Below are 19,307 nucleotides of genomic sequence, written 5' to 3' on the forward strand. Positions count from 1 at the left end.
TTCTCGACTATACCCGCACAGGGATTGATAGCTGACTTTTGTATTTCTGGAAGTATTCCCTACACAAAAAGCACGAAGACACATCAATATGATAGAGCAGCTCGAGAGTCAAAATGAAGCTAAACCTTGACAGCATCAAAATTTACAACCATTTTGTTACTTCAGGTGTAGTTTGAGTGAGTAGTTTACCTTGTGAAATTACATAGCGTGGTTTAGTACGGCACCGAATCGCATCATAACAGCTATCGACATCTAGTACAATTAGCGATGCGGGTTTTCCAACTTCTATACCATATATATGTTCGACGTGTAAAGTTTTGGCGCCGTTTACAGTTACCATATTGTAGCAAGCGTTTATCTCAGGTATTCCAGTCATTTGGCATACGTGAACACCCATATGGGCAACATCGAGCATGTTTCCTGTACCTAAACTGTACCAGGGGTCTTGAATACAGTCGTGTCCAAAGCTAACATTTAATCCGTTTTGCCAAAGTTCTTTAACGCGCGTTACACCTCGACGTTTGGGGTATGTGTCAGCACGTCCTTGTAAAGTAATATTAATGAGTGGATTAGCGATAAAGTTGATTCGCGCACGCTGTAAAAACCCCATTAATTTAAAAGCGTAAGCATTATTGTATGAGCCAAAGGCAGTTGTATGGCTTGCTGTGACACGCTTACCCATTCCGGTACGTGTGGCAACTGCTGCGACAACTTCAAGAAACCGTGATTGCTCATCATCAACTTCGTCACAATGAATATCAATCAAGCGGTCGTATTGTTGAGCTAATTCAAAGGTTCGCTCAACCGATTTTACCCCATATTCACGGGTAAGTTCGTAATGGGGTATGCCTCCTACGACATCGGCGCCCATTTGTAAAGCTTTTTCGAGTAGCACTTCGTTTTCAGGATTTGAGAAAATACCATCTTGGGGAAATGCAACTACTTGTACAGTTATCCAGTCTTTTACTTGTTCGCGCGCTTCGAGTAAACCTTTGAGTGCAATTAATTGCGGTTCGCTAACATCCGCGTGTGTTCGCACGAATAAAATTCCTTGTTCGGCTTGCTGTTTAAGAGTTGCGACAGCGCGCGTCACTATATCTTCTACCGATAAGTTTTGTTTGCGCTCACTCCAAATTTGGATACCTTCAAACAAAGTGCCACTTTCGTTCCAGCGAGGTTCTCCAGCAGTTAACGCCGAATCTAAATGAATATGTGACTCAACAAAGGGTGGTGATACTAATTTACCATCTAGATTAAGCTCGACTAATCCATCACCAGTGATAGCGGATGCAATTTCAGCAATTTGCCCGTCTTTAATACCAATATCGACCAACCCAGAATTATGGGGCACCGTTATCAGTTTAGCTTGGCGTAACAGTAAATCATAACGAGTCATACTCGCGTGCATCCCTTACTCGTAATAAATGCTTCAGCACTTCTTCAATAATAATACTTACATCACCGTTTGTACCAACAGGCGCCAATTTAAAGTTAAAAAGTGTGTAAATTCTTACTTCCTTTTTGGGAACTATAAATTAGGAGGATGTAAATCTTATACAGATACACGTTCATTCTGATATTTGGGGTTATGGAGACGTGATATATCACGTCTCTACATTCTGGAGATTGTCAACTGTTGTAATACGTAAAAATTTAAATATGTGCTACTAGCGTCTACGTTATTTTACTTAAATTATGTGCTACTCATGAACCACCGTGCAAATGGAAACTCAAATCCAGCTCCCAAGAGACAACCGAGAGTAGCAATATCGAAATGGCTACTTAACTTAGTAAATCAAAATAATCGCTTGACTATCCAAAGAAAAATTTTTTTTGGATATGTAATCGCGGTATTCATAGCGATGTTTGGTAGTTTAGCGCCTATTGTAATTAGTGATTCTTTTCAATCACAAGCGAATGAGCAGCGTCTTCGAGTACGACGTGAACGTAAGTTATTAAGTGATTTACACTCAAATACACTGAGTTTATTAACAGTGAATAGTTTTCCAAGCTCACTACAAAAACCAAAAAGCTTTCAACAGGCAAAATCAGCAGCTTTAACACGAATCACACAAAGTAGACAAGTATTTACAGAACTCAACCGCAAAAAAGAAAAATCCTCGAATCAAATGTTTAAGCATTTATTCGATAAATATAGGGATAACTATTTAGATTATCTTCAAAGTTTAGAAAACGTGTTGAAGAAAACCGATATTAAATCGTTAGAAAGGCAAGCATTTCGAGTTAAAGAATCATTCTCGGATTTATATGTCAGTAAGGAAACAGAAGAAACGCAAGAATTTACACACCAACTAGCTAGTGTAATCGAAATAGCAGAGCAGCAAGAAGAAAAAGCCGAAAACGATTTCAGTCGCTTACAATTAATCCGGATAATTATTATTGTTGTTAGTATTAATATAAGTCTTGTATTTACATATGTATTTATTCGCTCACTAAGTTATAAAATTGCAAATCCAATTACAAATATCATTGATATAACTCAACGAGCAAGTAATCAAGTCAAAAAAAATTCTCAAGTTGACTTTCAATTTCCTGTAACTAAAGACTATGATACATCAAAACTAGCGAATTCTGTTTATGACTTATTAAACCAGTTTAAAGCCGTCGTGGAAGCACACAAAAAGACCAAATTAAGCTTAGAAACAGCAAATCAGGCTAAAAACAAATTTTTGGCTTCGATGAGTCATGAATTAAGAACTCCACTCAATGGTATTCTTGGTTATGCTCAAATTCTGGCTAACTCACAAAATTTAACAGAAGAACAAAAGCATGGAATTAAAACGATATATGAATGTGGCTTTAATTTACTTAACTTAATCAATGACATCTTAGATTTATCCAAAATTGAAGCGCGAAAAATGGAACTACAGCTTGTAGATTTTCATTTACCATCTTTCCTACAAGGAGTTGTTGAAGTATGTCGAATTAAAGCTGAACAAAAGGGTATTGATTTTGTCTACGAATCACCTCCTAACTTACCTGCAGGAATCAGCACTGATAAAAAAAGATTACGACAAGTTTTAATAAACCTGCTTAGTAATGCTATCAAATTTACCGATGCCGGATGTGTCAAATTACAAGTAAAATTTTATACTAGTAAATCCAATCATATCAAGATTAATTTTACTGTTGTAGATACAGGTGTTGGAATGAAACCTGAGCAAATGGAACTAATATTTTTACCTTTTGAACAGGTGATGAGTAATCAAATACAAAACGAAGGCACTGGATTAGGATTGACTATTAGCCAAAAGATTATAGAAATGATGGGTAGTAATATTCAAGTAAAAAGTCAAGTGGGAGTTGGTAGTTTATTTGAATTTGAAATCGAATGTCGAATTGCTGAAGACTGGACAGAAAGTAGCACTATTACTAGTCGCGGTAAAATTATTGGTTATTCGGGTAATGAGAGGAAGATATTAATTGTCGATGACTCTTGGGAAAATCGCTCCTTATTTATTAGTTTACTCGAACCGCTCGGTTTTATAGTTATTGAAGCTAGTAATGGTAAGGAGGGTATTCATAAAGCACATCAATATCATCCTGACTTAATAATTTCTGATATCACTATGCCAATAATGAACGGATGGGAAATGCTGTCTAAAATGCGTCAATCAGAAGTTTTTCAAGATATTGTAATCATTATTGCATCACCGAATGTCTATGCAATCGACCGTCAAAAAACTTTGGTCGCTGGCGCCGATGGTTTTCTGACGCGACCAATACAGCCAGAGGAATTATATAACATGTTAACCAAGCATCTCAAAATTAATTGGACTTATGCGGCGCCTCCTGTTGAGTCATCGAGTGAGTCTGTAACAGTATTCACAAGCGCAATGGTAATACCGCCAGTTTCAGATTTAACAATGCTGCTAGAATACGCACGCAAAGGACAAATAAAAGGAATAAAACAAGAATTAGATAAAATTGCCCGAATGGATGAAAAATATCATATTTTTGTTAGGCAACTGAATAAGTATGTAAAGAATCTTAATATACAAAAGATCAGAAACTTTATACAGGAGTATATACGGTCATAAAGAAACTGAGTTAAATTATTATACATATAAATAAATACTATAACGTAAAACAATGATAAACGATAATCAAACACAAAATTCAGATATTAGACCAGTCGAAACAATCTTGGTAATCGACGATAGTCCAACTAACTTAGAAGTTCTATATACAACATTATCAGATGCTGGGTATGAAGTATTGATAGAAATGGATGGACTTTCCGGTATTGAGCAAGCACTAAATAATCCACCCGATTTAATCTTGCTCGATATAATGATGCCAAAAATAGATGGTTTTGAAGCTTGCCGTAAGTTACTCTCAAATCCCCTCACAAAGGATATTCCCATTATTTTTATGACAGCTTTATCTGACACTAGCGAAAAAGTTAAAGGTTTCCAGATGGGAGCTGTAGACTATATAATAAAACCGTTTCAGCAAGAAGAAGTAATCGCGCGAATTAATGTACAATTAAAGCTACGACGTTTAAACATCGAGTTAGATCAGCAGAAACAAAAGTTAGAAGAGCGGGTTCTTCAAAGAACTTCTGAACTTACAGAAGCATTAGAAGAACTTCAAAAAACTCAGTTACAACTAGTGCAAACCGAGAAAATTTCCTCACTAGGACAAATGGTTGCGGGGGTTGCACATGAAATTAATAACCCTATTGGCTTTATTTCAACTAATTTATATCATGCTAGCCAGTATGCGCGCGATTTGATAAACCTACTTAAACTTTATCGAGAAAAGTTTCCCGAACCAGGTAGTGAGATTGAAGAAATTATTGAGTCAGTAGATTTAGACCATATTGCTGAAGACTTGCCAAAATTAATTTCGTCTATGAAATTGGGAAGCGACAGAATACGTGGAATTATGCAGTCGATGCGAACTTATTCACGCGCTGATGGAAAAGAGAAAAAAGCTGTGGATATTCATGAAGGTATTGAAACTACCTTAATGATTCTTCAACACCGTCTCAAACCCCAAACATTTCGTCCAGCAATTCATGTTGTCAAGGAATATGGAAATCTACCCTTAATTGAATGTTATCCGGGACAACTTAACCAAGTTTTTATGAATCTTATCGCTAACGCTATCGACGCTATTGATGAAGGACTACAAGATAGTGACTACCCAACTACTAAAGATAAATATTTAACTCCTGACAATGTACTCACAATTCCCTTAATCTGTATTTGCACCACCGCTGATAGGGAAAATGTCACAATTCAAATCGGTGACAACGGTAAAGGAATGGATTTATCAATACGTGACCAAATATTTCAAGCTTTTTATACTACGAAGCCTGAAGGTAAAGGTACTGGCTTAGGTCTTTCCATCAGTTACCATATCATTACCGAAAAACATGGTGGCACCCTCGAATGTATTTCCTCACCTGGTAAAGGTACAGAGTTTATTATTCAGCTTCCTTTTTATACTAAGTAAGGCTTGTATTAAATTAAGTTAAACTAAATTAATTTTTATTAAATCAAGCAAATCTCATGAATAACCTTGCTTTTTTTTGATTTTCGTAGTATAATATTACTAACAAGTTAAGGAAGGCGCCTACAATGCTAAATTTCAGCGATTGCTTGCCTGTTATAACTCTAGTTATAATTCAACCCTGCTTACAAGAATTGCAAACATAACTTTCGATAATTGATCCCCCCTAGCCCCCCTTAATAAGGGGGGAACAAGAATAGTCTTTCTTAACCTTCGCATCGAAGGGGAACAAGGATAGTATTTTTTAAGCCCCCTTATTAAGGGAGGTTGGGGGGATCAAAATCGTAAACAACAGAATTTTTAGTACTTCATTAAATATAAACGCAAGTGTAAAACTTAGATAAATTTTACGCGCGTTTGTTGTAACTTCCTGACTAATAAAAGTTAAAATCGACACAAAAAACTAGTAAAAAAGAGGCTTTGATTATGAGCAGCATAGAAGTTGTTTTTAGTTTTGACACTACAGGCAGTATGTATCCTTGCTTAACACAGGTACGACGAAAAATCAAAGAAACCGTAACTCGGTTAATGAATGAGATTCCATTAATTAAGATTGGTATTATTGCACATGGTGACTATTGCGATGCAGGTTCAACATATGTCACCAAACATTTCAATTTATCAAGCGATATAGATGCGATTTGTAATTTTGTTCAAAACGTTGAACCAACAGGTGGTGGTGATGCACCAGAATGCTATGAATTGGTATTACACGAAGCGCAGTCTTTTGCTTGGTCTGAGTCGGCATCAAAATCTTTAGTATTAATTGGTGATGATATTCCTCATGCACCTGCACAAAACCCGCAAAAATTAAACTGGCGCCAGGAAATAAACAAACTAGCAGACAAAGGCGTTACAGTTTACGGAGTGCAAGCGCTGAATCGTTCACATGCAACACCATTTTATAAAGAATTAGCTGAACAATCAGGTGGTTTTCACGTTAATCTTGACCAGTTTTCATATATTACTGATTTATTCTTAGCAGTTTGTTATCAGCAGTCCTCGAACGAACAACTGCAAGCATACGAACAAGAAGTAGTCGCGCAAGGAAGAATGAGTCGTGGGTTAAACCGGATTTTTAACTCGATGTTGAACCGTGAAGAAACTACAATGTTTCAAGCTGCTGATTTACGCGCGGTATCTCCAGGTAGATTTCAGGTTCTCGACATTGACAATAATGTTTCTATAAAAGGATTTGTTTTAGAAAACGGTTTAAATTTCAAAGTTGGACGCGGTTTTTACGAGTTTACCAAAACAGAGACTATTCAAGGTTATAAAGAAATTATTTTGATGGAGAGGGTAACAGGGGACTTATTTGAGGGACAAGCTGCGCGCGAAATGTTGGGTCTACCCGAAGGTGAAACCGCGCGTATAAAACCAAACAACTTGGAAAAGTACATGGTTTTCGTGCAAAGTACCTCTGCAAATCGTAAGTTAATCGGTGGTACAAAATTCCTCTATGAAGTAGAAGACTGGCATAAATAGAGTGTTAAGTTAAAAGTGCGCTCGTGCTGAGTAGAGTTAGGAGTTAAGATACTCAGCACCTAGCACGAGCGCACTTTCTACTTCTTTAGCCCCTTTCCCTTTTCCCCTTTCCCTTATTACTATATAAATCCAGCGCGCGATGAAAGTGAATATGGTTGAATCGACGGTAACGGATGTAAAAACGAGAATTATAGAACTGCGGTTGCTTTTACAGAAAGCCAGCTACGCTTACTATGTTCTAGATAACCCGATTATGGAGGATACTGTCTATGATAGGCTTTATCGGGAATTGCAAGACCTGGAAGCTAAGTATCCTGAAACCATTACGCCTGATAGTCCAACGCAACGGGTTGGTGAAAGACCTGCTACGCAATTTACTACGGTACGTCATAATGTGCCGCTATATAGTTTAGAAAACGCCTTTAATGTTGATGAGCTAAAAAACTGGGATGCACGCTGGCGCCGACATTTACCTCCGTCTTTAATAAAGGAGAACCAGAAAGACGTTGAGTATGTGTGTGAGTTAAAAATAGACGGTAATGCCCTAGCTTTAACATATGAGAATGGTTTATTAACGCGCGGTGCCACACGAGGTGATGGTCTAACGGGTGAAGATATTACTCAAAATGTACGCACAATACGTTCAATACCATTACGGTTAAATGCCGAAGCTTTTGGTGGCGCCATCCCTGAACGTGTGGAAGTACGAGGAGAGACGTTTTTACCGTTACATATATTTAAGCAAATTAACGAGGAACGACAAAAAGCAGGTGAGTCTCTATTTGCCAATCCTCGCAACGCCACTGCTGGAACTTTGCGCCAACTCAACCCTAAGATAGTAGACAAGCGACAATTAGATTTTTTTGCTTATACTCTACATATTCCCGGTCTTGATGATACCAGTATTGCGAATACTCAGTGGGGAGCCCTGGAATTATTACAAAAGATGGGGTTTAAAGTTAACCCCAAGATGAAACTGTGTACTTCATTACAAGAAGTTACAGAGTATTACGAGTATTGGGATACCGAACGATTGAATTTACCCTATATGACTGATGGGGTAGTAGTAAAGCTAGACTCCTTCAAGCTACAAGAACAATTAGGGTTTACACAAAAGTTTCCCCGTTGGGCTGTAGCTTTAAAATATGCTGCTGAAGAGGCGCCGACTATCGTCGAAAATATTTCGGTGAATGTAGGAAGAACGGGAGCATTAACACCATTAGCAGAAATGCGTCCGGTACAATTAGCAGGTACAACCGTATCTAGAGCGACTTTACATAATGGCGACCGCATCGCTCAACTTGATATTCGGATTGGTGATACAGTAATAGTTCGTAAAGCAGGGGAAATTATTCCCGAAGTATTGCGTGTACTCAAAGAACTGCGTCCTGATGGAACACAAGCGTTCGTAATGCCAAGTAACTGTCCCGTGTGTAGTCAACCTGTAGTGCGGGAAAAAGACGAAGCGGTAACACGGTGTGTAAACGCATCGTGCCAAGCTATTTTAAAAGGTTCGATAGAACATTGGGTAAGTCGTGACGCATTAGATATTCGCGGTATGGGTGAAAAGCTAGTGCATCAACTCGTCGATAAAGGTGTAGTGTATTCAGTTGCTGACTTATATGAATTGACACCAGAGCAATTATGTGCATTAGAACGAATGGGTAAAAAATCGGCAGAGAAAATAGTCGAAGCAATAACCCAATCAAAAAATCAACCTTGGTCAAGAGTGCTATATGGTTTAGGAATTCGGCACGTTGGTAACGTCACAGCCCAAACGTTAACAGAAAAATTCTCCACCGTAGAAAAAATTGCTGAAGCAAACCGCGCGCAAATAGAAGGTATATATGGAATAGGCGCCGAAATAGCCGACAGTATATATCAATGGTTCCGCATTCCCTCAAACCAAACATTAATCGAACGATTAAAAGCAACTGGTTTACAACTAGAAGCAAGTGAGGCGCCTGCCGATAGTAGTAGTGAGAATGAGAACTTCGTCGGAAAAACCTTCGTAATAACAGGAACGTTACCAACACTAAAGCGCGACGAAGCCAAAGCTTTGATTCAAAAAGCAGGTGGTAAAGTTACTGATTCAGTCAGCAAAAAAACAGACTACTTAGTAGTAGGTGAAGAGGCAGGCTCCAAACTAGCAAAAGCCGAATCACTAGGTGTCAAAACCTTGAGTGAAACCCAATTACTAGAAATGCTGGCAACGGATACAACGGATGTAACGGATGATTAATTCGTTTGTAGGTTGGGTGGAGGCTTTGCGGAACCCAACGTAAACGTAGGGTGCGTAACTGCTTGAAAAAACAACAAATAAAACGAAAATTCAAGTGCAGTTACGCACCATCACCAATTACTACTCGGTTAAGGAATTTTATCGAAATTGATCCCCCCTCCTGTGTACACATAAGCCTCTAAAAATTACCTTTCTTCTCTTTCTTTGTGTTCTTTGCGCCTTTGTGGTTCATAAAAAGGAAAAACCACAAAGACACAAAGGGCATAAAGGAGGGATATTGAGAAGGATTATAAAGATGTGTGTACACCGTAGCTTTAAAAAGGGGGATGAGCGTTAATCTATAAAACCTTCACACAAATGCCGATCTTTCTGGTTTACTTCAACCGAAGTGCGTAAGTAATCCCGCACTTGATTACAGGCGTATTCTAGAGGATTAAGGGCGCCAATTTTCTGTAAATCCCACATCATAAGTGTGTTGTCATCACCACCAGATAACAGATGTTTACCGTCGGGTGTAAAAGCAAGATTCAACACCATGCCACGATGCCCTGATAACGTGTTAAGTAACTTGCCTATTCGTTTACCATCGGGACTGAAGGCGATTCCCCAAACTGGCGCCTTGTGTGATCCCCCAATCCCCCTTAGTAAAGGCAGGGCTGTTTCATTCTAAAAATAAAAATCGCTATTGCCCTTTGTGTTCTTCGTGTCTACCCTGCGGGAAATCCTCCGGATTATGTGGTTCTTTAAAGAAATAAACCACAAAGGGCACAAAGGGCACAAAGAAAAGAAGAAGTTACGTGTAATTTTGTAGAAAATTTAAACTGAACCTAATTTCCTTCCAAGAATGAATCAGCCCTGCTGCCTTAGTAAGGGGGGCTAAAGACCGCCTTTTTTCCTCCCTTATTAAGGAGGACTAGGGGGGATATAATTATGCTATAAAAACCTTAACCGAGTGGTATAAAAGGTTGTAAATATGAAACCAGCTTCGGAATTACAGCATTTATTTACTGCACCAGACCCAAAAGATAAAGTAGAAGGTGCTGCACTAATTTTATTTAATGCTCACTGCCCAGGAAATGCCCATCAAGTTCTACATAATTGTAGAGAGGTATTAGCTGTAGTTCTTAGTCAATATGAAAAAAATTGGCCATCAGATAATGAATGGTCATCATTGTTACCAACATGGTTTGTTGAACGTTGTGCCCCAGAGATGACAATAGAGGAGGAAGAGGAAAATTTGGCAAGATGGAGAACACTTTCCAGAGAAGAACAAGTACGTGAAGCAGAAGAGCTTTGGTCTGTGATGGACTGGATAAGTTGGTTTGATCCCAATGATAAAAGATATTGGTTTTGGTGGGATGCTTTTGTAAAAGAGGCAAAACTTTTGCTTGTAGTTATTGAGGTAGTAGATATTCCTTAGTTAGTGTCGGTTATCAACATCCTTATTATTGGGCGCCGTTAATTTTAATTGGAAATGACCTCTAGGCAACGGATGCAACGGGTGTAACGGATGGTTGATTAGTTTGTCTTGTGGAATGGGCATCCTTGCCCGTTTCATTAGAAATTTTTCAGCAATTGTGCAAAAATAGAAAAATTATAAGTAAGAGTATTGAATTTTTGCTTGATTTGCATATATTGTTTAAATATCTGTATATAATGATAATTATAATACTCTTCTCTGTGTCCTCTGCGTCTCTGTGGTAAAATTAATCTGAGTGGGTAAGAAAAATGAACCACAAAGGCGCAAAGGACACAAAGGAAGAGTTTTTAAGAAAGAGCATCAAACTTAGCTTTAAACAACCGCATTCCATTCGCTGTCACTAGGAGAGAGCTTCCTGTGTCTGCTAATACTGCAACTGCTAGTCCAACAATGCCGAATGTACCTAGTAATAAGAATAATGCTTTAGTTAGTAATGAAAACGCTACGTTTTGTTGAATTATAGATATTGTGCGACGACTCAATTCAACTGCGTAAGGAAGTTTTCTCAAGTCGCTTCCTGCAAGTACTACGTCTGCGGTTTCTAGGGCAATATCTATTGTACCTAATGCAAAACTAATATCGGCAGCAGCTAATGCTGGGGCATCATTTATACCATCACCTACCATACCTACTGTTCCAGTAGTTCGCAATTGCCGGATTTCATTTAATTTATCTTGCGGTAAAAGTTCTGCACGATATTCGTTAATTCCTACAGAGTCAGCAATTTGTTGAGCTACTGCTTTTCTGTCTCCTGTGAGCATTACTAGCTGTTTTAGTCCGAGTCGTTTGAGTTGATGTAGTGCTTCGCTTGTTTCTAATCTTAATCCATCTGCCAGTGCTATGGCGCCTAAAAATTCTTTGTCATTCCCCACCAACACAGGGGTTTGTCCAAGGTTTTCAATTTGAGTTAATGTATATTCGGCTTGAATTGAAATTGGAATACCAACTTCTTTGAACAGACGACGGTTGCCAACTACATAAATTTGTTCTCCTAAGCTTGCCCAAATTCCCTGTCCTGTAAATGATTTAAAGTTATTAGGCGCCACTAAATCCATCCCTTTACTTTTTGCTTCTGTAACTATTGCTTTTGCTAAAGGATGTTCAGATTGCACTTCTAATGATGCAGCTATTAACAGCACCATTTCTGCACTAATTTTATCAGTGTTGTAAATTTTTTGGACAAGTGGCAATCCGCGCGTAATTGTACCTGTTTTATCAAATGCAAGTGTTTGTAATCTACCTGCTGTTTCTAGTGCATGACCTCCTTTAAATAGTACGCCGTTACGAGTTGCGGCACCGATTGCACTAACTATAGAAACAGGAGTAGATATTACTAACGAACACGGACAAGCAATTACTAACATTACCAGCGCGCGATATACCCATATATTAAATGACTTGGCAAACGCTAGGGGTGGAATGAAAGCAATACATAACGCGATTAAAATTACAATTGGTGTATAAATTGCGGCAAATTTATCTACCCATTGCTGCGAAGGCGCCCGACTTTCTTGTGCTTGTTCGACTAAGTGAATAATTTTGGCGACTGTAGTATCTGAAGCTGTATGAGTAACTTTTACTTCTAAAAATCCTGTTTGGTTCATTGTGCCTGCATAGACTGTATCACCAATCTCTTTATCTTCAGGTATTGATTCTCCTGTAATTGGCGATTGATCAACAGCACTGCTACCAGAAACGACCAACCCATCTAATGCTATGCGCTGTCCCGGTCGAATTGTAATAACTTCGTTAATTTGAACGCTTTCGATATTAACTGTTTCTTCTCTACCATTACGTTTTACAGTTGCAGTTGCTGGTGTTAAATCCATTAATGCACGAATAGCGTTCCGAGTGCGACCAATACTAAAAAGTTGTAGTGTACTACCCAAGGAAAATAGGAAAACTACTAAAGCTGCTTCAAACCAGTCTCCGAGAACAACGGCGCCGATAACAGAAATGCTCATCAGCAAATTCATATCAGCGCGACGTATACGCAATTCAAATAAACCTGCGCGCGCTACAGGATAACCAGCAATAATAATTCCTACACCATAAAACGCGCGTGCTACCCAAATAGATAATGGTAAATTTTGAGCTATTAAACCTAAAACTAATCCGAATCCTGCCAAAATGACACTTTGCGCGCGACGGTTATGAAGAAAGAATTGCCAGCTTGTTGCATTTTGTTGTGTAGGTTTGGGACTTTTATGTTCGTGATGGTCATGATGATGAGAATTAATATCAACAGATTGTTCAACAGTATAACCTAAATCCTTAATCCGCTCGTAAATCGTTTCTTCCTGAATTAATTGTGGTTCGTAGGATAATTGTAGTCGTTCAGTGGCAAAGCTAACCGATACATCGAAAACACCCGCAAGTTGCTGCAAACCAGCTTCTACAGTTTTTGCACAACTTCCACAGTCCATCCCATGAATCTTTGCACTAAAAGTTTTTGCCCCAGCCACTTTGACTTGATTATGTCCGTGGTTATGATGTGGTTCGTGGTGGTCATCGTCATGGTCATGGTCGCAAGCGTGACTGTGAACGTGGTCATGAACATGAGAATGCACTTCTTTATCAACTGTATTGCTCTGCTCAACTGTATAACCCAAGCCTCTAATCCGGTTATAAATAGCTTCTTCGCTAACTTTCACTGAATCATAGGAAATCTTGACTTTTTCTGTAGCAAAGCTTACAGAAACAGATGCTACTCCATCCAATTGCTGTAAACCTACTTCTATAGTTTTCGCACAACTTCCGCAGTCCATGCCAGAGACTTGGAACTGCTGGGATTTGAGGGAAGGTGTTTTGCTCATGGGTTTTGGAGAAATTTTGACATTTAGCTTCTTACTTACTAAGACTTTAACACAAAAGTTGAATAACTATTCAATTATTACAATTGTTAAAATATGATATAATATAGACTAGTAATCATTCTCAAAAGTAAGGTAAGTGGTAAAAAAAGCTGTTTCTAAGAAAAACGTAGACAAGTATCAAAACGATGGCGCCTTCTCTGAACGGTTACAATGTGATGAGCATTTAGTACATCTCGATAGTGTACGTGCATCAATGCCAAAGCTTCTGCCCATAGATAAAGCGCAAGAGATGGCAGAAGTTTTTGCAGTATTAGCAGACCCAAATCGCTTACGATTAGTCTCTGCGCTAGCTTCACAGGAGTTATGCGTTTGTGATTTGGCTGCATTAACTCATATGAGTGAATCAGCGGTTTGTCATCAACTGCGTCTATTTAAAGTGATGCGTTTAGTAAAATATCGCCGTGAAGGAAGGAAAATCTATTATAGTTTGGCGGGTAGTACGATTTTTAATCTTTACAGCGTTTTGGCAGAGGATTTAGGAAACTCATAAGCTTAAGTTTTCTAGTGATGATTAAAGACTCGAACGTTCCAACTCCTGGTCTTGCCAGGAGACGGGGTCTTCTACAGGTTCTAGGTGAGTTGTAACGTGGGTCAGAGGCAATGCCTGGATAATTGCAAGTTCAATCGCCTCACACAAATCATGCCCTTGCTGCACTGTCCAAAATCCTGGCACAAGAACATGGAAGGAGACAAAGCGGCGGTTTCCAGCGATGCGGGTTCGTAAGGCATGGAACTGGACGTTATTCTGTTTGTAATCGTTGAGAATGTTAGTGATTGCGTCAATTTCTTCAGATGGCAAAGCTTCATCGAGTAACGCGCTACCACTCTCACGCAGCAAACGGATTCCTGTCCACATAATATTTGCTGCTACTATCAATGCAACAATTGAGTCAAACACCAAAGCACCTGTTATCTTAACGAGAAAAATTCCAAGCACCACACCACCGGAAGTCACTACATCGGTGAACAGATGGTGAGCATCAGCCCTGAGCGTAATGGAATGCAATCGGCGCCCTGCCCGTAGCAAGATAAAAGCAACAACGCCATTAATTGCTGTTGCAAATAGCGAAAGTGCTAACCCCAATCCAAGCTGTGTTAAGGGTTCTGGATGCCATAAACGTCCCCAAGCTTCAACAGTAATGCTGATGGCTGCTACTACAATTAAGGCGCCTTCCGCACCACTGGAAAAATATTCTGCTTTGGAATGCCCAAACGCATGTTCAGCATCGGCAGGTTTGGCAGAATAAGTTAATGCCCACAAAGCTACCAATGCTGCCACGAGATTTACAATCGATTCAATCGCATCTGAAAGCAGCCCCACTGAACCCGTTAGCTGGTATCCCCCAAACTTCAGGACAATGGTAACGACTGCCGCTGCAATCGATAGGAAAGCATAAGAGCGAGCTGTTCGACTACTCATCAGGATAAACGCAACCGTGATTCCGAGTTAACAGTACCAAATTCTACAATAGTTGTCATTAACCTTGAGACTTTTACTGATTATTCTTTATGTATGTCATCAAAATGGTAAATGTATTATAGACATAGATTATGAAAATAAAATGAAAAATTTTTGTGTATAATTCAATGACTCATTCTAAAGACAGACCTAGCCTACAGGAAGTACACCGCAGCATTAGAATTCCCAACGATAAAGGGTTTTGGCGGAAGTTGCTGGCGTATGCGGGGCCAGGATACCTGGTATCAGTTGGGTATATGGATCCTGGAAACTGGGCAACGGATATTGCTGGCGGGTCAAAATTTGGTTACACTTTGCTGTCAGTAATTTTACTATCTAATTTAATGGCGATACTGCTGCAATCGTTGTGCGTGCGGTTGGGGGTAGCAACGGAGAAAGATTTAGCACAAGCTTGTCGAGACTATTTTAGTAAGAAGGTAAGTTTTTGTTTGTGGGCACTGTGCGAGATTGCAATTGCTGCATGTGACTTAGCGGAGTTGCTGGGAAGTGCTATAGCTCTACAACTTCTCTTTAACATTCCTCTAATTTGGGGAGTATGTATTACAGCCGCAGATGTACTAATTTTATTGCTGTTGCAGGGTAAAGGCTTTCGCTATACTGAAGGTTTGGTTATTTTGCTGGTTGCGACTGTAGGGATTTGTTTCACAGCGGAAATTCTATTTTCTCAACCTGATTTAGGCGGAATTTTACAAGGATATATACCTAAGCCTGAGATTTTAAAGAATCCTGAAATGCTATACATTGCCATTGGTATTTTAGGCGCCACGGTAATGCCGCACAACTTATATTTACATTCTTCCATAGTACAGACGCGCGATTGGCAGCCAACTCTTGAAAAACGCTGGGAAGCAATAAAATTTAGTACAATTGATTCAACTGTCGCTTTGTCTTTAGCACTTTTGATTAATTCAGCAATACTAATTGTTTCAGCAGCAACGTTCCATTTCTCTGGTTTGCAAAACGTAGCAGAAATTCAAGACGCATATAAATTACTTTCACCATTATTAGGTGTTAGTGCAGCTAGCGCAATTTTTGGTGTTGCGCTACTTGCTTCGGGGCAAAGTTCAACTTTAACTGCAACTTTAGCAGGTCAAATTGTAATGGAAGGATTTTTGCAATTTCGCCTCCCGTCTTGGCTACGTCGTTTAGTAACCCGTCTGCTTGCAATAATTCCGGCATTAATTGCAATAATTTTCTTTGGAGAAAAAAGCACTAGTAATTTAATAGTTTTTAGTCAAGTGGTTCTGAGTTTACAGTTACCATTCGCAGTCATTCCATTAGTAATGTTTACCAGTAACCGTAGCTTAATGGGTGAATTTGTTAATCCATTTTGGTTAAAATTTATTTCAATATTAGTAGCAATTGTGATTGTATGCTTGAATATGTGGTTGCTATTGCAAAGTATTTTATCTATGTAAGTTTTAATATTGATTATTTTAAGGGTTTAAAATAGAGGTGTGGGGAACAGTTCCGTGTAATTGTGCCTCAAAATGCACCTAAGCGGAGAAAGGCACCATGAACTATATTAAGCAAACCGTCGCAATTTTGGGAATCAGTAGCGTGTTATGTGCAATATCGGCAGTTAGTTTTGCACAAGCACCAAAACAGCCTGTAGAAAGAACAAATTTTCAACTATCGTACAATCAAGGCGTGCAAAAGCTTGCTCAAGGTAACTTCTCAGGCGCCATCGCGGATTTTGATAAAGTAGTACAGTTAAAACCAGAATATTCAGAAGCATATTGTCTACGAGGACAAGCGAAAGCGCAACTTGGCGACTACCAAGCTGCCCTAGCCGACTATAGTCGTGCCGTAAAACTGAGTCCCGGACACCTTGATGCATATAATGTCAGGGGAACATTATATGCTGAACTTGGAAATGTAAATGCGGCTATTGCGGATTTTAACCAAACCATCAAAATCAATCCTAAGTTTGTAGATGGTTACTACAACTTGGGACTTCTCAACTATAGACAAGGAAACCATAAACAAGCGTTAGCACAATTTAACCAAGCGTTAGCAATTAATCCTAAATTAGCTGATGCTTATGGCAGTCGAGGGCTGGCACGATACGCTCTAGGAGATAAACGCAACGCTATTACTGATTTACAGCAAGCAGCGACTTTATTTCAACAGCAGCGAGATACTCAAGGGTATCAGCAAACACAATCTATTCTTCAAGAAATTCAGAAATAAAATTAAGACCCAAATATTTAATTAATAGGGTAAGCAAAGTTTGCTTACCTTAATTTTTTATGTAAATTGATAAAAGAAGTGAAGTAGGGGAAACATTTGTCTGTACTAAACAGTCATTCGCTTATATTCTGGGTACAATTTGACTTGACCTTTTATTGATATAGTCTATTAATTACCAAAACTATCAAATATTAAATATGAATAAAATATGAAAAATTTGTTCAATATTATAAAATATGAAATCAAAATATCCTGAAATATGATAAGAATATGAAAAAAATTTCAGATAACCAAGATTTTTAGTGTTTAAATCAGTTTCTAGAAACTTGTCTTTTTAATTTTTTTGATGTATAGTAAGAATTAATTGAAGGGGAGTAGCTACTGGTTATGTTACCAGTGACCTAAATCAACATACTGGCGATAAGCCTGGTTTGGGTAGCAAGTTTCCGCATTTAGTTAAGTCTAGAATATGAGATAGATTTAGCTAAATATTTGTGCTTGAAAAGCGAGACCTTCACTAAGTTCACATTTGAGTGTGATCTTGGTGAAGTGTTGGTACGCTCATCAAACTCACTCAAATGAATTGCTGTAAATTTTGAGGAGAATGAGTGTGCTAACAGCGTTTACAGCTGGTTTAATGCTGATTACAATTTCTGAACTAGGTGATAAGACATTTTTCATTGCGGTTATCCTTTCGATGCGTCATTCCCGAAAGTTAGTTTTCATAGGGGTTATTTGTGCGCTTGCTGCAATGACAATTTTATCGGTTGCAATTGGACAGTTGATTGCGTTTTTGCCGAAAATTTATACGCACTACGCTAGTATTGGACTATTTTTGTTTTTCGGTATTAAGTTACTTTATGATGCTAGTCAAATGCCAGCAAAGACTGATGGTAAAGTTGTAGAAGAAGCAGAAAAAGCTATTGATGTGAGTGAAAAGAATCTTAAAAACAGCAATACTAATTTAGCAATTCTGTTGGAAAGTTTTATTTTGACATTTTTAGCAGAATGGGGAGACAGAACACAAATAGCGACAGTTACGCTTGCAGCATCCAACAACGCAGTTGGTGTTACAGTTGGCGCCATTATCGGACACGCTATCTGCACAGTAATTGCTGTATTGGGTGGACGTTTAATTGCTGGCAGAATTTCTGAACGGATGGTGACTGCAATTGGTGGATTTCTATTTTTGATTTTTGCCATAGTCGCAATCTTTGAAAAAACATAGCAAACTGTTAAACTGGCGCCATTTAAAGATTGCTGCAACTTTTCGGCACCGACGACGTTTGAATAACCGTGGCCCTTGCTACTAGGTTTTTCAATTCGCTTCTAATTTCATCCTGATTTCATTTTTGTTTGCGAAACTAGGTAATAGGTGCAGTAGTGTGATTGTCAGTCTGTCATCCTAGCTACTGCACTTAACCTCAAAAAAATTACTTGTTTGGGTTGAATCTCCACTTAACTGGAGATTTTAAAATCTAATCAGGTAATGATAAATCATGAATTATGCAATCTAAACTCAAAAATAAATTTTTCGCATTTAGTTTGGTAGCTATGGCAACTGTTGCTAGTGGCGCCCTAGCTGCATGTTCCACAACTGCATCCCAAAACCAAGTCCAATCTAATAATTCCACTGCAACCGAAGCTTCCGACAAGCAGGTGGCTCAAGGTGGCATGAATCATGATGGTATGAATCATGGCGGGATGAACCATAACATGTCAATGGATTTAGGTCCAGCCGATACAAATTACGATTTGCGGTTCATCGACTCAATGGTTCCGCACCATGAAGGCGCCGTAATAATGGCAAAACGGCTCTTCCGTACAAAGCGCGTGCTAAATATGTTAAAAAAATAGCTTTTAACCCTTGCTATGCTTATTTTACAGCCATTATTGGCTTTATAAAAATAAAATTACTGGAATTTCAACTATAAGTGCCTGTAAGCCTTGATTATAAAGGATAATTATCGATTTTAATTAAAATTTAGCACGCTATGTACGGAAGAACCA

Annotated in this window: 13 protein-coding genes and 1 pseudogene; 10 read left to right on the top strand and 4 right to left on the bottom strand. The window is 38.7% G+C overall.

The window, feature by feature from the left end; translation table 11 throughout:
* Window positions 1–142 precede the first annotated feature (142 nt).
* A complete protein-coding gene (codA, locus tag AC2JBO_RS05830; RefSeq protein WP_496952688.1) occupies window positions 143–1,396 on the bottom strand; it encodes a cytosine deaminase in 1,254 nt (417 codons plus the stop codon).
* A gap of 310 nt (window positions 1,397–1,706) precedes the next feature.
* Between codA and AC2JBO_RS05835 the strand changes: the two genes are divergently transcribed.
* The 4 genes from AC2JBO_RS05835 (at window position 1,707) to ligA (ending at window position 9,268) form a co-directional block, all read left to right on the top strand.
* Entirely contained in the window at window positions 1,707–4,061 is a 2,355-nt protein-coding gene (locus AC2JBO_RS05835) for an ATP-binding protein (RefSeq protein ID WP_496952689.1), read from the top strand.
* A 52-nt stretch (window positions 4,062–4,113) separates the two neighbouring features.
* The gene (locus tag AC2JBO_RS05840) at window positions 4,114–5,484 is read left to right on the top strand and encodes a hybrid sensor histidine kinase/response regulator (protein WP_496952690.1); all 1,371 of its coding nucleotides are present in this window, start codon (window positions 4,114–4,116) and stop codon (window positions 5,482–5,484) included.
* Window positions 5,485–5,967: 483 nt separating this feature from the next.
* Complete coding sequence (locus AC2JBO_RS05845) at window positions 5,968–7,026, top strand: vWA domain-containing protein (protein WP_496952691.1); 1,059 nt, start codon at window positions 5,968–5,970, stop codon at window positions 7,024–7,026.
* A 151-nt stretch (window positions 7,027–7,177) separates the two neighbouring features.
* Window positions 7,178–9,268: an NAD-dependent DNA ligase LigA gene (ligA, locus tag AC2JBO_RS05850; protein ID WP_496952692.1), complete on the top strand. Its 2,091-nt coding sequence runs from the start codon at window positions 7,178–7,180 to the stop codon at window positions 9,266–9,268.
* A 333-nt stretch (window positions 9,269–9,601) separates the two neighbouring features.
* On the opposite strand, the gene AC2JBO_RS05855 is transcribed toward ligA, so the two are convergent.
* Window positions 9,602–9,922, bottom strand: coding sequence for a WD40 repeat domain-containing protein (locus AC2JBO_RS05855; protein ID WP_496952701.1), 321 nt, complete (start codon window positions 9,920–9,922; stop codon window positions 9,602–9,604).
* 319 nt (window positions 9,923–10,241) lie between these two features.
* Between AC2JBO_RS05855 and AC2JBO_RS05860 the strand changes: the two genes are divergently transcribed.
* On the top strand, window positions 10,242–10,688 hold the full coding sequence (locus tag AC2JBO_RS05860) for a hypothetical protein (protein ID WP_496952693.1): 447 nt from the start codon (window positions 10,242–10,244) through the stop codon (window positions 10,686–10,688).
* A gap of 347 nt (window positions 10,689–11,035) precedes the next feature.
* Here AC2JBO_RS05860 and AC2JBO_RS05865 read toward each other — a convergent pair whose 3' ends face one another.
* Window positions 11,036–13,564 (bottom strand): heavy metal translocating P-type ATPase, encoded by a 2,529-nt coding sequence (locus AC2JBO_RS05865; protein WP_496952694.1) that lies wholly within the window; start codon window positions 13,562–13,564, stop codon window positions 11,036–11,038.
* Between the two features lie 136 nt (window positions 13,565–13,700).
* Between AC2JBO_RS05865 and AC2JBO_RS05870 the strand changes: the two genes are divergently transcribed.
* Complete coding sequence (locus AC2JBO_RS05870) at window positions 13,701–14,114, top strand: ArsR/SmtB family transcription factor (RefSeq protein ID WP_496952695.1); 414 nt, start codon at window positions 13,701–13,703, stop codon at window positions 14,112–14,114.
* A gap of 21 nt (window positions 14,115–14,135) precedes the next feature.
* Here AC2JBO_RS05870 and AC2JBO_RS05875 read toward each other — a convergent pair whose 3' ends face one another.
* Window positions 14,136–15,044 (bottom strand): cation diffusion facilitator family transporter, encoded by a 909-nt coding sequence (locus AC2JBO_RS05875; RefSeq protein WP_496952696.1) that lies wholly within the window; start codon window positions 15,042–15,044, stop codon window positions 14,136–14,138.
* A 167-nt stretch (window positions 15,045–15,211) separates the two neighbouring features.
* Here AC2JBO_RS05875 and AC2JBO_RS05880 point away from each other — a divergent pair, with 167 nt between their 5' ends.
* The 4 genes and pseudogenes from AC2JBO_RS05880 to AC2JBO_RS05895 form a co-directional block, all read left to right on the top strand.
* On the top strand, window positions 15,212–16,522 hold the full coding sequence (locus AC2JBO_RS05880) for an Nramp family divalent metal transporter (RefSeq protein ID WP_496952697.1): 1,311 nt from the start codon (window positions 15,212–15,214) through the stop codon (window positions 16,520–16,522).
* A 97-nt stretch (window positions 16,523–16,619) separates the two neighbouring features.
* Window positions 16,620–17,297 carry a tetratricopeptide repeat protein gene (locus AC2JBO_RS05885; protein WP_496952698.1) on the top strand — a complete coding sequence of 226 codons (678 nt, stop codon included), beginning with the start codon at window positions 16,620–16,622 and terminating at the stop codon, window positions 17,295–17,297.
* Window positions 17,298–17,907: 610 nt separating this feature from the next.
* Window positions 17,908–18,525: a TMEM165/GDT1 family protein gene (locus AC2JBO_RS05890; protein WP_496952702.1), complete on the top strand. Its 618-nt coding sequence runs from the start codon at window positions 17,908–17,910 to the stop codon at window positions 18,523–18,525.
* 278 nt (window positions 18,526–18,803) lie between these two features.
* Window positions 18,804–19,109 (top strand): annotated as a pseudogene (locus AC2JBO_RS05895) (DUF305 domain-containing protein); the annotation flags it as partial.
* Window positions 19,110–19,307: the final 198 nt, after the last annotated feature.

It is taken from the genome of Calothrix sp. CBUCES-K 9914 (assembly GCF_059640475.1).

What these genes read in the sequence shown, in the direction of transcription:
- codA (WP_496952688.1), bottom strand. Translation starts at nt 1,396, where the DNA reads ATGACTCGTTATGATTTACTGTTACGCCAAGCTAAACTGATAACGGTG.
- AC2JBO_RS05835 (WP_496952689.1), top strand. Translation starts at nt 1,707, where the DNA reads ATGAACCACCGTGCAAATGGAAACTCAAATCCAGCTCCCAAGAGACAA.
- AC2JBO_RS05840 (WP_496952690.1), top strand. Translation starts at nt 4,114, where the DNA reads ATGATAAACGATAATCAAACACAAAATTCAGATATTAGACCAGTCGAA.
- AC2JBO_RS05845 (WP_496952691.1), top strand. Translation starts at nt 5,968, where the DNA reads ATGAGCAGCATAGAAGTTGTTTTTAGTTTTGACACTACAGGCAGTATG.
- ligA (WP_496952692.1), top strand. Translation starts at nt 7,178, where the DNA reads ATGGTTGAATCGACGGTAACGGATGTAAAAACGAGAATTATAGAACTG.
- AC2JBO_RS05860 (WP_496952693.1), top strand. Translation starts at nt 10,242, where the DNA reads ATGAAACCAGCTTCGGAATTACAGCATTTATTTACTGCACCAGACCCA.
- AC2JBO_RS05865 (WP_496952694.1), bottom strand. Translation starts at nt 13,564, where the DNA reads ATGAGCAAAACACCTTCCCTCAAATCCCAGCAGTTCCAAGTCTCTGGC.
- AC2JBO_RS05875 (WP_496952696.1), bottom strand. Translation starts at nt 15,044, where the DNA reads ATGAGTAGTCGAACAGCTCGCTCTTATGCTTTCCTATCGATTGCAGCG.
- AC2JBO_RS05880 (WP_496952697.1), top strand. Translation starts at nt 15,212, where the DNA reads ATGACTCATTCTAAAGACAGACCTAGCCTACAGGAAGTACACCGCAGC.
- AC2JBO_RS05885 (WP_496952698.1), top strand. Translation starts at nt 16,620, where the DNA reads ATGAACTATATTAAGCAAACCGTCGCAATTTTGGGAATCAGTAGCGTG.